The organism is Magnetospirillum sp. SS-4, assembly GCF_902729425.1.
Lineage (GTDB): Bacteria > Pseudomonadota > Alphaproteobacteria > Rhodospirillales > Magnetospirillaceae > Phaeospirillum.
Window position 1 is genome coordinate 92,060 of the sequence record NZ_CACVCH010000092.1, and the last position, 12,270, is coordinate 104,329.

Here is a 12,270-nt window from a genome sequence, read left to right on the forward strand (position 1 = left end):
CCTTCGCCTGGTTTCCTAGCGGAAGATCATCTTGCTGATCAGCAGGTCCTTGATCTTGTCGCCGCCGGGTTCCTTCCTGGCGAGGTCGAGCATGGTCGCCTTGATCATGGGGGCGGGGTTCGAGCGCATGTATTCCTCGTAGGGGGTGGCGTTGAGGGTGCGCTTCATCTTCTCGGACAGGGCCTTTTCGGACAGCTTGGCGTCCTCGGCCACCAGCAGCAGCAGATCAACCGAAGACATGCGGAAATTCCCGTCCCTGTCCCATAGTTCCAGGACGATGGTGGGCAGGCGGATGTAGCGTTCACCCTTGGCGGGAATCGGCAGCTGCGACGCCTTTTTCTTTTCATCGTTCTTCTTTTTCTTCTCTTCCTTCTTGGCGTCGCTCGATTCGGCGGCGATGGCGGCCGGAGCGGCCAGGGCAAGGGCGAGCAGGGCGATGACGTGGCGGCGCAGCATCGGCTTCATTCCTTGTCCTTGTCGCGAGAGAGAATGACGCTGGCCTCGGCCAGTTCGGCACCCATGGCGCGGATGTTGCCCAGCAGGGCGTTGACGATCACCCGAACACCCTTGGGGGCCTTGTCCATCTGCTCGAACAGGCGGCCCTTGCCGATGACGACGCAGGCGGTTTCCTCCACCGCCTTGGCCGAGGCCATGCGGGGATGGTCGTCGATCAGCGCCATTTCGCCGAAGATGCCGCCCGCTTCGACCTCGCCGATGGAAACGGTCTTGCCGGCCACCGTCTTGAAGATGGAGACCCGGCCGGATTCGACCACATAGGCGGTGTCGCCGGGCTCGCCTTCCTTGAAGATGACGGATTCGGCGGCGAAGACGACGCGGCGGCGGCTGTTGTCCATGACGGCCATCAGATCACCCGACGGATCGAGAAGTTCTTGGGAACCAGGATGGTGTTCTGGGGCGGGGCCACCGCGTCGGGAGTAGGGAAGTCGATGGTGTAGTGCAAGCCCCGGCTTTCGCGGCGGGCCAGGGCCGAGCGGATGATCAGGTCGGCCACCAGCGACAGGTTGCGCAGTTCCAGCAGATCGTTGGTGACGCGGAAGCTGCCATAATATTCGTCGATCTCGTCCCTGAGCAGCCGCACCCGGTGCTTGGCCCGTTCCAGCCGCTTGGTGGAGCGCACGATGCCCACGTAATCCCACATGAAGCGGCGCAGTTCGTCCCAGTTGTGGGCGACGACCACTTCCTCGTCGGAATCGATCACCCAGGTCTCGTCCCATGGCGCCAGCTGGGGAATGTCGGCGATGGTGCCTCGGCGGGCGATGATGTCGCGGGCGCAGGCGGCCCCCACCACCAGGCATTCCAGCAGCGAATTGGAGGCCATGCGATTGGCGCCGTGCAGGCCGGTGAAGGCCACCTCGCCGACGGCATAGAGATTGTCCACGTCGGTCCGGCCGGCAAGGTCGGTCAACACGCCGCCGCAGGTATAGTGAGCCGCCGGCACCACCGGCAGCGGTTCCCTGGTCATGTCGATGCCGAACTTCAGGGCCTCGGCGTGGACGGTGGGGAAGTGCGCCTTGATGAAGTCGGCCGGCTTGTGGCTGATGTCGAGAAAGACGCATTCGCAGCCCAGGCGCTTCATCACGTCGTCGATGGCGCGGGCGACGATGTCGCGGGGCGCCAGTTCGCCCCTGGGATCGTAATCGTCCATGAAGCGGGTGCCGTCGGGACGCAGCAGAAGGCCGCCCTCGCCCCGCACCGCCTCGGTCACCAGGAACGACTTGGCCTTGGGGTGATAGAGGCAGGTGGGATGGAACTGGCTGAACTCCATGTTGGCGACCCGGCAGCCGGCCCGCCAGGCCATGGCGATGCCGTCGCCGGTGGAGCCGTCGGGATTCGACGAGAACAGATAGACCCTTGACGCGCCGCCGGTGGCCAGCACCACGGCGCGGGCGGCGAACAGCTTGACCCTGCCGTCGCGGCGGTCCAGCCCGTAGGCGCCGACGCAGCGGCCCGGCCGGCCGTTGGGCAGCTTCTCGCGGATCAGGTCGATGGCGTTGTGGAATTCGAACAGCTCGGCACCGCTTTCGCGGATGCGGGCTTCCAGCGACATCTGCACCGCCTTGCCGGTGGCGTCGGCGGAATGGACGATGCGGCGGTGGGAATGCCCCCCCTCGCGGGTCAGGTGCAGGTCGTCACCCTCCCGGTCGAAAACGACGCCGTGCTCTAACAGCCAGGCGATGGCGGCGGGGGCGCCCTCGACCACGGCGCGCACCGCCGGCTCGACGCAGATGCCGGCCCCGGCGTTCAGGGTATCGGCGATGTGGGCCTCGGTGGAATCGGCGGCGTCCAGAACGGCGGCGATGCCGCCCTGGGCGTATCGGGTGCTGCCTTCCGACAGGTCGTTCTTGGCCAGCACCGCCACGCGGGCGGCTGGGTCGGCGGCCAGCACGCCGAGCGCCACCGACAGGCCGGCGGCGCCGGAACCGATGACCAGCAGGTCGTAGGGATCGCGCACGGGCTTGCCCATCTCAGCTCCAGTCCAGGCCGATGTCGACCGCCGGGGCCGATTGGGTGATGCGTCCGACCGAGACGAAATCGACGCCGGTTTCGGCGATGGCGCGGATGGTGTCCAGGGTCACGCCCCCCGACGCCTCGGTCTTGCAGCGTCCGCCGACGATGGCCACCGCCCGGCGCAGGGTCTCGGGCGGCATGTTGTCCAGCAGCACGATGTCGGCCCCGGCGGCGACGGCCTCGGCCACCTGGTCCAGGGTGTCGCATTCGGCCTCGACGTTGGGCCGTCCGGCCGCCTTGGCGCGGCGCACCGCCTCGGCCACGCCGCCGCACACGGCGATGTGGTTGTCCTTGATCAGCACGCCGTCGTAAAGCCCCATGCGGTGATTGGCGGCGCCGCCGCAGCGGGTGGCGTACTTGGACAGCCGCCGCAGGCCGGGGATGGTCTTCCTGGTGTCCAGCAAGGTGCAGCCGGTGCCCGCGATGCGGTCCGCATACTGACGGGTCAGGGTGGCGATGCCCGACAGCAATTGCAGCAGGTTGAGCGCGGTGCGCTCGGCGGTCAGCAGGCCGCGGGCCGGGCCTTCCATCTCGGCCAGCACGGTTCCCGCCGCCACCTGGTCGCCATCGGCGGCCCTGGCGGTGAAGCGGGCTTCGGGCGCCACCAGGCGGAAGACCTCTTCCGCCACCGGCAATCCGGCCACCACCATGGCGTGGCGGGCCTGCATGACGCCGGTGAAGCGCAGGTCGGCGGGAATCACCGTGGCGGAGGTGATGTCCTCGCCGTCCCCGCCCTTGTCGGCGCCGGTATCCTCGGCCAGGGCGGCCTTGATCACCCGCCTGGCGTCGTCGAGGTCAAGCTCGGGCTCAGGCCGCATTGACGGCCGCTCCGGACATGGGAACCGATTTGCTCATCTCCAGCATGCGCTCCAGCGGCTTCAGGGCGGCCTGGCGCAAATCCTCGGGCACGGTGATGGCGGGCGCATCGTTCCGGAGGCAGAGATAGATCTTCTCCAGGGTGTTCAGCGCCATGAACGGGCAGTTGGAGCACGAGCAGCCGCCATCGGCGCCGGGCGCCGGGATGAAGGTCTTGTGCGGCGCCGCCTTGCTCATCTGGTGGATGATGTGCTGCTCGGTGGCGATGATGAATTCCGACGCTTCCGAGGCCAGCACGAAATCCAGGATGTTGCGGGTCGAGCCCACATGGTCGGCGTGGCCCAGGATGGAATCGGGACATTCGGGATGGGCCGCGACCAAGGCCTTGGGATGGCGAACCTTCAGCTTGACCAACTCCTTCTCGGAGAACTGCTCGTGAATGATGCAGCTGCCCGGCCACAGGGTCATCTGGCGGCCGGTCTTCTTTTGCATGTAGGCGCCGAGATGGCGGTCGGGGGCGAACAGGATCGGCCGGTCGGCCGGCAATTGCCGGATGATGGTCTCGGCGTTGGATGAGGTGACGATGACGTCGGACAGCGCCTTCACCTCGGCCGAGCAGTTGATGTAGGTGACGGCGATATGGTCGGGATGCTTCTCGCGGAAGGCGCGGAACGCCTCGGGACGGCAGCCCTCTTCCAGCGAGCAGCCGGCCTCGGCGTCGGGAATCACCACCAGCTTGGAGGGCGACAGGATCTTGGCGACCTCGCCCATGAAGCGGACGCCGCAGAACACGATCATGTCGGCGTCGGTGGCCGCCGCCTTGCGCGACAGGTCGAGCGAATCGCCGACGAAATCGGCCAGATCCTGAATCTCGCCCTCCTGGTAGTAATGCGCCAGGATCACCGCGTTGCGCTCGCGGCGCAGGCGGTCGATCTCGGCATGCAGGTCAAGGGTGGGGTCGATATCGCGCTCGGTCATGGCGCCGGCGGCGGGCAACACAATGGTATCGGTCATCGGAACAGCTTTCTCTCTGGCCGGGGTCTGGTGGCTGGAGTGAAGTAAAGGACAAATCCACCGGCCAAAGCAACCCCGCCATCCACCTGCGATGTGCATAAGGCCGTATGACCATGGGGGAGTTTCATCACAACCGGGAATACAGCATGATCTGACCAGGGGTGGAAATCGGGGCTGGGAAATGATGGGACAGGCCGATCGGGGGAACGGGGGGGCAGTGGTCGTCATCGAGGACGAGGCCATCGTGCTGGCCGGTTATCAGATGCTGTTCGAAAGCTGGGGCCACCATGTCATCGCCGCTCAATCGGTGGGGGAGGCCATCGACCTGCTGGCCGAGGAATCGGCGTGCCCCGGCTTCATCCTGGCGGATTTCCGGCTGCGTGACGGCGAGACCGGCACCGAGGCCATCGAGATACTGCGCCGCGCCTACGCCAACGCCATTCCCGGGGTGGTGGTGACCGGCGACACCACCGTCACCGCCGAAAGCCTGCGCCTGGCCAAGGAAGCCGGCATGCAGGTCCTGCACAAGCCGGTCAACGGCCGTCAGCTTCAGGATATCCTGGGGCGGGTCATGGGCCGTTCCGCCGGCTGAGCCGCCGGGGTCGCCGGTTCGCCAGCCGACGACGGCGCCTTGAGATGGCGGACCAGATCGCTGTCGTGATGGAACAGCCGGGTGATCCACTGCGTGATCAGGTCGGAGGCCAGGGTTATCGCCAGGGCGTGATCGGCGGCGTCGATGATGGCCTCGCGCAGCCGCTCCACCAGTCCCAGGGTTTCGGCGTGGCCGTCGCGATGGCGTTCGTCGGCGTCGCCGCCGAACTGGTCGATCAGCCGTTCCTCGTGGGCGAAATGCAGGCCCAGGGCGTCGATGAATTCCTCGACGGCGCGGCCGGCCCCCGGCAGATTGCGCCCCTGCAACGCGAGGCAGACCTGGTCGAGCAGAACCACCAGCCGGCGATGGTCATCATCCAGCGCGGGGACTCCCAGGCACATGGACTCTTGCCAGAATATCCGCATGGCGGCCCTAAACCCACATTGCGAGTGCGGTCAATAACCGTCAAGGTAGTATAAATTCAGGAAATACCGCGCCATCGAAGTGTGATTATATTAGATGAAATCTGACGGGTGGCGAAATAGCCTATTCGTTCGCCTTGAATGACCGCCCCTTCTTGATGTCGGCGCGGCGGGTCTTGCTTTCCAGGCGGCGCTGCTGCGAGCCCTTGGTGGGCTTGGTGGGGCGGCGCTTGGGCGGTGGCGGCTTGGCGGCCTCGCGGATCATCGCCACCAGCCGTTCCAGCGCCTCGGCGCGGTTGCGCTCCTGGCTGCGGTGGGTCTGGGCGATGATGATGATGACGCCATCCTGGGTCAGACGGCTTCCCGCCAGCTTTTGCAGCCGGATGCTGACGTCGTTGGGCAGCGACGGCGAGCGGCGGGCGTCAAAGCGTAGCTGAACCGCGGTCTCGACCTTATTGACGTTCTGGCCGCCGGGACCGGAGGAGCGCACGAAGCTCTCCTCGATCTCGCTTTCCTCGATGCCGATGCGGGCGGTGATGCTGATCATGCTGCTGTCCCGCCCGCCCGGGGGCGGCCGTGTTCGGCCTTACTTCTTCGACAGGTGGTCGATCTGTTTTTGCAGGGCGTCCAGGCGGGCTTGCAGTTCGTCGGCGCGCGGCTGGCCGCCATCGGCGCCGTGAGCCTGGTAGAACGGGGTGAACATCTTCATGGCGCTTTCGACGAAGGCCATGTTCTGCTTGCTCATTTCCTCGAACGGATTGAACGGGAACATGCCTTCCAGGGCGTTGCGCATGTAGTCGCGCATCTGCTGTTCGTTGCGGGAGAAGGCTTCCATGGAATAGTCGAGATAGCGCGGCACCAGACCGCCCAGGGAATCGCCGTAGAAGCCGATCAGCTGGCGCAGGAAGCTGATGGGCAGCAGGTTCTGCCCGCCCTTGCTTTCCTCCTCGACGATGATCTGGGTCAGGACCGAACGGGTGATGTCCTCGCCGGACTTGGCGTCGAAGACCACGAAATCGTCGCCGTCCTTAACCATCTGCGACAGGTGGTCAAGGGTGACGTAGCTGCTGGTCGCCGTGTTGTACAGCCGGCGGTTGGCGTACTTCTTGATGGTGATGGGCGCCTTGGCGGGAGTTTTGGGCTCTGACATCTGTATCCGTGTCTCGAAATGACGGCAGGGCCTCATTGCCCGCTGCTTGGCTCAGTAATACCAGAAAAAAATCGCCGTCGCAGCACGAACAACGCCGGGGCGGACTGGTCAAGGACGGCAGCCTCGGCTATAGTCCGGACCATGTCAGAGCCGCCGCCGGACTTCAACGCGCTTGCCCGCCGTTACCTGGATTTGTGGCAGGAACAGGTGGCCGCCGTGGCGGCCGATCCCGCCCTGGCCGAGGCCGTGGCCCGCGGTGTCGCCATGATGACGCAAAGCGTCGCCGCCGTGGCCGAGGCGGCCAAGGCCGGGGGCGCCGACGATTCCCCGGCCCCTCCCGGACATGAAGCGAAATCCCATGAGCGGACAGCACCGACCTCCTTCCCGGACGGGTCCCCGCCCCCTGCCGCTGCACCTGATGACCCACGCGTCCACCATGATGAGCTCGCGCTCCGCGTTGCCGCTCTTGAAGGACGGGTCGCTCGCCTGGAAGCCGCACTTGGCGGAGGGCGCGGCGGCCCTGACGGCAAGCCTCGACGCCGCCGGGCCTGAATCCCTGAAGCGGCTGGACGAGGCCGTCGCCGCCGAGGCGATGCGCCGTCACGACCGTTTTCTCGACGGAGTCGCCGCCTATCGCCATCACCGCTATCGCCGCGCCCTGCCGCCGGTTCCGGCGGTGTGGAGCCAGGGCAGCACCCGGCTGCTCGATTACCGTCTGCCGGAAGGGCAGGGGGGGGCGCCGGTGCTGGTGATTCCGTCGTTGATCAACCGCGCCTATATCCTGGACCTGACCGCCAAGCGCTCGCTGATGCGCTACATGGCCGCCAAGGGGCTGGCGCCGTTCCTGGTGGACTGGGATGCTCCCGGCGAGGCGGAACGCCGCTTCACCCTCACCGATTACATCGCCGGACGGCTGGAGGCGGCGCTGGAGCGGGTGGCGGAACTGGCCGGGCGCAAGCCGGCGGTAATCGGCTATTGCATGGGGGGGCTGCTGGCCCTGGCCCTGGCTCAGCGCCGCCCCGATCTCGTCGCCTCGCTGGTGCTGCTGGCGACGCCGTTCGATTTCGTTGCCGGGCGCGAGGCCAACGCGGTGATGATGCGCGCCCTGGCCGCCCCCATGGGCGCCCTGATCGACGCCGCCGGATCAGTTCCGGTCGACATGCTGCAATCCATGTTCGCCAGTCTCGATCCCGGGCTGGCGGGGCGCAAGTTCCAGGCCTTCGCCCGCCTGCCGGCCCGAAGCGCCCGCGCCCGCGATTTCGTGGCAATGGAGGACTGGGCCAACGACGGCGTCGACCTGGTCGGCCCGGTGGCGCGGGAATGCCTGTTCGGCTGGTACGGCAACAACGAGCCCGCCCTGGGCGAATGGCGGATTGCGGGTCGGCCGGTCCTGCCCGAGGAGGTGGCGGCCCCCAGCCTGCTGATGATTCCGCACCGCGATAGAATCGTACCTCCCATGTCCGCTCTACCGTTGGCAGAACGGCTGCCAAATGCGAAACTGACCATGCTGGACGGCGGCCATGTGGGGATGCTGACCGGCCCGCGCGCCAAGACCGAGGTCTACGGCCCCCTTGTCCGATGGTTGAAGAGAACTGACCAGTTGCGTAAGTCCTGACCAAAGCAGTATGACACATGGGTGATTGCCTTGTTTGGAATCACACCAGTGAGCGGATTATTATCCACCGAGGAGAAACACAGCTCATGACCGACATCGTTATCGCCGCCGCCACCCGCACCCCCATCGGCTCGTTCTCGGGCTCGCTCGGCGGGTTGCAGGCCTCCGCCCTTGGTGAGATCGTCATCCGCAGCGTGCTCGATCGCGCCAAGGTCGACGCCGCCGAAGTCAACGAAGTGATCATGGGCCAGATCCTGACCGCCGGCTGCGGCCAGAACACCGCCCGCCAGGCCGCCCTGGGCGCCGGCATTCCGGCCGAGGCGACCGCCATGGCCATCAACCAGCTGTGCGGCTCCGGCCTTCGCGCGGTGGCCCTCGGCATGCAGGCCATCAAGAATGGTGACGCCTCGATCATCATCGCCGGCGGCCAGGAAAGCATGACCAACGCCCAGCATGCCGCCCATCTGCGCAACGGCACCAAGATGGGGTCGCTGGAATTCATCGACACCATGCTGAAGGACGGCCTGACCTGCGCCTTCAACGGCTACCACATGGGCACCACCGCCGAGAACGTGGCCGAGAAGTGGCAGCTGACCCGCGAGGAGCAGGACGCCTTCGCCGTCGCCAGCCAGAACAAGGCCGAGGCCGCCATCAAGGCTGGTCGCTTCAAGGACGAGATCACCCCGGTCAAGATCATGGTGAAGAAGGAAGAGAGGCTGTTCGACACCGACGAGTTCCCCCGCCTGGGCGCCACCGTCGAGGGAATGGCCAAGTTGCGTCCCGCCTTCTCCAAGACCGGCACCGTCACCGCCGGCAATGCGTCCGGCATCAACGACGGCGCCGCCGCCCTGCTGCTGATGACCGCCGCCGAGGCCACCCGCCGCGGCATCACGCCGCTGGCCCGCATCGCGTCGTGGGCCACCGCCGGCGTCGACCCCGCCATCATGGGCACCGGCCCGATCCCCGCCTCGCGCAAGGCCCTGGAAAAGGCCGGCTGGAAGCATGCCGACCTCGACCTGATCGAGGCCAACGAGGCCTTCGCCGCCCAGGCCCTGGCCGTCAACAAGGACATGGGCTGGGACGTCTCGAAGGTCAACGTCAACGGCGGCGCCATCGCCCTTGGCCACCCCATCGGCGCTTCGGGCGCCCGCGTCCTGGTCACCTTGCTGCACGAGATGCAGAAGCGCGGCAGCAAGAAGGGGCTGGCGACCTTGTGCATCGGCGGCGGCATGGGCATCGCGCTGACCGTCGAACGCTGAGGCCAACCATATCGGGGAGCCGCGCCCGCCCGGCGGCTCCCCTTCCTTTCAATCGGGTGGAACTCGATCAGGCCGGGATCAACACGGCAAAAAGAGTCGAGCGGAGACATAGCAAGAGGAGAAGCCCATGGGGCGTTTAGCAGTTGTGACCGGCGGCACCCGCGGCATCGGCCGCGCCATTTCCGTCACCCTCAAGAATGCCGGCTACAAGGTCGTGGCCAATTACGGCGGCAATGACGAGGCGGCCCGCAAGTTCACCGAGGAAACCGGCATTCCCTCGCTGAAGTGGGACGTGAGCAGCTATGCCGCCTGCGAGGTCGCCATCGCCAAGATCACCGCCGAGCATGGACCCATCGAGATCGTGGTCAACAATGCCGGCATCACCCGCGACGGCACCTTGCACCGGATGACCTACCAGATGTGGGAAGAGGTCATTCACACCAATCTCAGTTCGTGCTTCAACATGGCCCGTCTGGTGATCGAGTCCATGCGCGACCGCGGTTTTGGCCGCATCGTCAACATCGGTTCCATCAACGGCCAGGCCGGCCAGTACGGCCAGGTCAACTACGCCGCCGCCAAGTCGGGCATCCACGGATTCACCAAGGCCCTGGCCCAGGAAGGCGCCGCCAAGAACATCACCGTCAACGCCATTGCGCCCGGCTATGTCGATACCGACATGGTGCGCGCCGTTCCGCCGGCGGTGCTGGAAAAGATCATCGCCAAGATCCCGGTGGGTCGCCTGGGCCGTGCCGAGGATATCGCCCGCTGCGTCATGTTCCTGATCGCCGACGAGGCCGATTTCATCACCGGTTCGACCCTGTCGGTCAACGGCGGCCAGCACATGTACTGATCCCCGTCCGCCACGGATCGGGACAACCAAAGACCCTTCCCCTCGGGAAGGGTCTTTTTCCATTATTCATACGCTGTTCGCCCGATGCAAAATCCGGATCGATTGTGCGACTATTCGCCAGGCGGGCAAGGCGAGGCCGGGATGACGGACAAGATGGACGATTGTCTGGACAAGAGGCTGACCGACATCCAGGCGATGATCGGCTGTCAGGCCCTGTTCCAGGCCTCGATCGCCATCAAGGGGGGGCGCCACTGTTCCGCCATGCACAGTTGCGAGCAGTGGCATGACTGCGCGTGGGCGCACGGGGCCTTGTGGGGCCGCGTCACCGATCTGTTGTCCCGGCCGAGGTGACGGTCATGATTGGTATCACTTCGCCATCATGCGGGCATTGCCTTCGACGGTTGGCGGGGCGCATATTCATTCGGTCATGGGGCATCCGGAGTATAGCTGGCCATGGACATCCTGCCTGAACGGATGGGGGCGAAGCGTTCGGAGGCGGAGGCCGTGCCCCGGTTCCGGCGATGAGTCTCGGCCCCGAGGCGCTCGCCCAGTCCCGCAAGATCCTGGTGGCGGTCATCGACGCCAATGCCGAGCATCGCCAGCAGGTGGCGCGGGCGCTGACCTCGTTCTATCAGGTCGCTGATTTTCCGCTGTTCGACCACGCCATGGAGCAACTGGCCCACAGCCATCCCTGCGCCATCCTGCTGGACGAAATGGCGGCGTCGCGCTCGGGCGGCGATCCGGTCCGGACCATTCGGCGGCTGATGCCGGGGGTTCCGGTCATCCGGACCCTCAACCGCTCGATCCCCCATGGCGGCGATGCGGCCCAGGGCGCCGACGCCTGCCTGGAAAAGCCGTTCCGGCGTTCGTCGTTGATCCGGGTCATCTCCGGACTGGTCAATAAGGCGGTGGAAGCCCGGTGGGACACCCTGGCGCCGCAATACCGCGATTCGCTGAAGCGCACGGTGGACAGCTTCAACTCGATCTCGGATCTGATCGACCGGGGCGAACCGCTGGTCTATCGGGACGTCAACGCCGCCTGCGCCCCCCTGGTGGACGCGGTCAGCAATCACGACTTCAAGGTGATCCTGGACAACGTCAAGGGACACGACAACTATTCCTACGTTCATTCCTTGCGGGTGGCGACGCTGCTGTCGCTGTTCGGCCACACCATCGGCCTCAAGGGCGAGGACATGAGCCTGCTGGCCAGCGGCGGTCTGGTCCACGACATCGGCAAGATGAAGATTCCGCACGAGGTGCTGAACAAGCCCGGCCGCCTCGACGACGACGAATTGAAGGTGATGCGCAGTCACGTTCCCAAGAGCGTTGATTACCTCAAGTTATGTGAAACCCTGCCCAAGGGGGTGATCACCATCGCCGAGCAGCATCACGAGAAGCTGGACGGCACCGGCTATCCCAACGGTCTCAAGGGTACGCAGCTGAACGAACTGGCCCGCATGGCCGCCATCGTCGATATCTTCAGCGCCCTGACCGACCGGCGCGTCTATAAGGAACCCATGGCTCCGGAAGACGCCCTGGCGCTGATGAGCGATCGCATGGCCAGCGATATCGACCAGAAATTGCTGACCCTGTTCAAGGGAATGCTGCTGGACGCCGTATCCGGACAAGCCGGCTGAGGTCGCATCCTCTACCAAAGAATGGGGAGTTAATACTTAAGGGGTGGGCCTTGCTCCGCTTCGGCGGTATTTCTGGCCGCCTCCGTTACACGGTCTTACAAAATCTTCCCCTTCGTCGCTGGCCCGTCGAGACCATCGGGATAATGATCGGATATAGATCAGATGCTTCTGATGTTATGGGAACAAGCGGACATGAACGCCTCGCTCATCGAAATCATCGGCAGCGCCATCGTCGCGGCACGGCAGGTCGGGCTGGACCGGGGCGAGGAGATCGATGCGGCCCGCGCCGTTCTGCTGGCCCTGGACCCGTCCCTGACCCCCGGCGTCGCCCGTATCCTGGTCGAACAGCTTTGCCCGTCCGCCGAAGTGGACGCCGCCGCCTGACG

At 65.8% G+C, this 12,270-nt stretch carries 16 protein-coding genes; 7 read left to right on the forward strand and 9 right to left on the reverse strand.

Annotated elements, in window-relative coordinates; translation table 11 throughout:
* Nucleotides 1–15: 15 nt before the first annotated feature.
* The 5 genes from MTBSS4_RS16585 to nadA are packed head-to-tail and all read right to left on the reverse strand — an operon-like array spanning nt 16 to nt 4,359.
* Nucleotides 16–465: a hypothetical protein gene (locus tag MTBSS4_RS16585; protein WP_254432610.1), complete on the reverse strand. Its 450-nt coding sequence runs from the start codon at nt 463–465 to the stop codon at nt 16–18.
* The gene (locus MTBSS4_RS16590) at nt 462–863 is read right to left on the reverse strand and encodes a cyclic nucleotide-binding domain-containing protein (RefSeq protein WP_254432611.1); all 402 of its coding nucleotides are present in this window, start codon (nt 861–863) and stop codon (nt 462–464) included. The genes MTBSS4_RS16585 and MTBSS4_RS16590 overlap by 4 nt, the downstream gene beginning before the upstream one ends.
* Complete coding sequence (nadB, locus tag MTBSS4_RS16595; RefSeq protein WP_173984512.1) at nt 863–2,485, reverse strand: L-aspartate oxidase; 1,623 nt, start codon at nt 2,483–2,485, stop codon at nt 863–865. The genes MTBSS4_RS16590 and nadB overlap by 1 nt, the downstream gene beginning before the upstream one ends.
* Before the next feature lies 1 nt (nt 2,486).
* A complete protein-coding gene (nadC, locus tag MTBSS4_RS16600; protein ID WP_173984513.1) occupies nt 2,487–3,347 on the reverse strand; it encodes a carboxylating nicotinate-nucleotide diphosphorylase in 861 nt (286 codons plus the stop codon).
* On the reverse strand, nt 3,337–4,359 hold the full coding sequence (nadA, locus tag MTBSS4_RS16605) for a quinolinate synthase NadA (protein WP_217425566.1): 1,023 nt from the start codon (nt 4,357–4,359) through the stop codon (nt 3,337–3,339). The genes nadC and nadA overlap by 11 nt, the downstream gene beginning before the upstream one ends.
* Before the next feature lie 217 nt (nt 4,360–4,576).
* Here nadA and MTBSS4_RS16610 point away from each other — a divergent pair, with 217 nt between their 5' ends.
* Nucleotides 4,577–4,951 carry a response regulator gene (locus MTBSS4_RS16610; protein ID WP_254432612.1) on the forward strand — a complete coding sequence of 125 codons (375 nt, stop codon included), beginning with the start codon at nt 4,577–4,579 and terminating at the stop codon, nt 4,949–4,951.
* Here the strand turns inward: MTBSS4_RS16610 and MTBSS4_RS16615 are convergent.
* The 4 genes from MTBSS4_RS16615 to MTBSS4_RS16630 form a co-directional block, all read right to left on the reverse strand.
* Nucleotides 4,909–5,352: a bacteriohemerythrin gene (locus MTBSS4_RS16615; protein ID WP_173984515.1), complete on the reverse strand. Its 444-nt coding sequence runs from the start codon at nt 5,350–5,352 to the stop codon at nt 4,909–4,911. The genes MTBSS4_RS16610 and MTBSS4_RS16615 overlap by 43 nt on opposite strands.
* A 145-nt stretch (nt 5,353–5,497) precedes the next feature.
* Nucleotides 5,498–5,920 carry an alternative ribosome rescue aminoacyl-tRNA hydrolase ArfB gene (gene arfB / locus MTBSS4_RS16620; protein ID WP_173984516.1) on the reverse strand — a complete coding sequence of 141 codons (423 nt, stop codon included), beginning with the start codon at nt 5,918–5,920 and terminating at the stop codon, nt 5,498–5,500.
* Between the two features lie 39 nt (nt 5,921–5,959).
* A complete protein-coding gene (gene phaR / locus MTBSS4_RS16625) occupies nt 5,960–6,523 on the reverse strand; it encodes a polyhydroxyalkanoate synthesis repressor PhaR (RefSeq protein WP_173984517.1) in 564 nt (187 codons plus the stop codon).
* A 144-nt stretch (nt 6,524–6,667) separates the two neighbouring features.
* A complete protein-coding gene (locus MTBSS4_RS16630) occupies nt 6,668–6,883 on the reverse strand; it encodes a hypothetical protein (RefSeq protein ID WP_173984518.1) in 216 nt (71 codons plus the stop codon).
* A 58-nt stretch (nt 6,884–6,941) separates the two neighbouring features.
* On the opposite strand from MTBSS4_RS16630, the gene MTBSS4_RS16635 reads away from it, so the two are divergent.
* The 6 genes from MTBSS4_RS16635 to MTBSS4_RS16660 all read left to right on the forward strand — a co-directional run bounded on the left by MTBSS4_RS16635 (nt 6,942) and on the right by MTBSS4_RS16660 (nt 12,268).
* A complete protein-coding gene (locus MTBSS4_RS16635; protein WP_254432613.1) occupies nt 6,942–8,138 on the forward strand; it encodes an alpha/beta fold hydrolase in 1,197 nt (398 codons plus the stop codon).
* 86 nt (nt 8,139–8,224) lie between these two features.
* A complete protein-coding gene (locus MTBSS4_RS16640; RefSeq protein ID WP_173984520.1) occupies nt 8,225–9,397 on the forward strand; it encodes an acetyl-CoA C-acetyltransferase in 1,173 nt (390 codons plus the stop codon).
* A gap of 127 nt (nt 9,398–9,524) precedes the next feature.
* Entirely contained in the window at nt 9,525–10,247 is a 723-nt protein-coding gene (phbB, locus tag MTBSS4_RS16645) for an acetoacetyl-CoA reductase (protein ID WP_173984521.1), read from the forward strand.
* A gap of 141 nt (nt 10,248–10,388) precedes the next feature.
* The gene (locus MTBSS4_RS16650) at nt 10,389–10,598 is read left to right on the forward strand and encodes a hypothetical protein (protein WP_173984522.1); all 210 of its coding nucleotides are present in this window, start codon (nt 10,389–10,391) and stop codon (nt 10,596–10,598) included.
* A gap of 170 nt (nt 10,599–10,768) precedes the next feature.
* Entirely contained in the window at nt 10,769–11,884 is a 1,116-nt protein-coding gene (locus MTBSS4_RS16655) for an HD-GYP domain-containing protein (RefSeq protein WP_173984523.1), read from the forward strand.
* A 192-nt stretch (nt 11,885–12,076) separates the two neighbouring features.
* The gene (locus MTBSS4_RS16660; protein ID WP_173984524.1) at nt 12,077–12,268 is read left to right on the forward strand and encodes a hypothetical protein; all 192 of its coding nucleotides are present in this window, start codon (nt 12,077–12,079) and stop codon (nt 12,266–12,268) included.
* Nucleotides 12,269–12,270 lie beyond the last annotated feature (2 nt).

Coding starts and splice junctions, on each gene's coding strand:
- MTBSS4_RS16615 (WP_173984515.1), bottom strand. CDS start 5,352: ATGTGCCTGGGAGTCCCCGCGCTGGATGATGACCATCGCCGGCTGGTG.
- phbB (WP_173984521.1), top strand. CDS start 9,525: ATGGGGCGTTTAGCAGTTGTGACCGGCGGCACCCGCGGCATCGGCCGC.
- nadA (WP_217425566.1), bottom strand. CDS start 4,359: ATGACCGATACCATTGTGTTGCCCGCCGCCGGCGCCATGACCGAGCGC.
- nadC (WP_173984513.1), bottom strand. CDS start 3,347: ATGCGGCCTGAGCCCGAGCTTGACCTCGACGACGCCAGGCGGGTGATC.
- MTBSS4_RS16635 (WP_254432613.1), top strand. CDS start 6,942: ATGACCCACGCGTCCACCATGATGAGCTCGCGCTCCGCGTTGCCGCTC.
- MTBSS4_RS16660 (WP_173984524.1), top strand. CDS start 12,077: ATGAACGCCTCGCTCATCGAAATCATCGGCAGCGCCATCGTCGCGGCA.
- nadB (WP_173984512.1), bottom strand. CDS start 2,485: ATGGGCAAGCCCGTGCGCGATCCCTACGACCTGCTGGTCATCGGTTCC.
- MTBSS4_RS16655 (WP_173984523.1), top strand. CDS start 10,769: ATGAGTCTCGGCCCCGAGGCGCTCGCCCAGTCCCGCAAGATCCTGGTG.
- MTBSS4_RS16590 (WP_254432611.1), bottom strand. CDS start 863: ATGGCCGTCATGGACAACAGCCGCCGCCGCGTCGTCTTCGCCGCCGAA.
- arfB (WP_173984516.1), bottom strand. CDS start 5,920: ATGATCAGCATCACCGCCCGCATCGGCATCGAGGAAAGCGAGATCGAG.
- MTBSS4_RS16640 (WP_173984520.1), top strand. CDS start 8,225: ATGACCGACATCGTTATCGCCGCCGCCACCCGCACCCCCATCGGCTCG.
- MTBSS4_RS16585 (WP_254432610.1), bottom strand. CDS start 465: ATGAAGCCGATGCTGCGCCGCCACGTCATCGCCCTGCTCGCCCTTGCC.
- phaR (WP_173984517.1), bottom strand. CDS start 6,523: ATGTCAGAGCCCAAAACTCCCGCCAAGGCGCCCATCACCATCAAGAAG.
- MTBSS4_RS16630 (WP_173984518.1), bottom strand. CDS start 6,883: ATGGGATTTCGCTTCATGTCCGGGAGGGGCCGGGGAATCGTCGGCGCC.
- MTBSS4_RS16650 (WP_173984522.1), top strand. CDS start 10,389: ATGACGGACAAGATGGACGATTGTCTGGACAAGAGGCTGACCGACATC.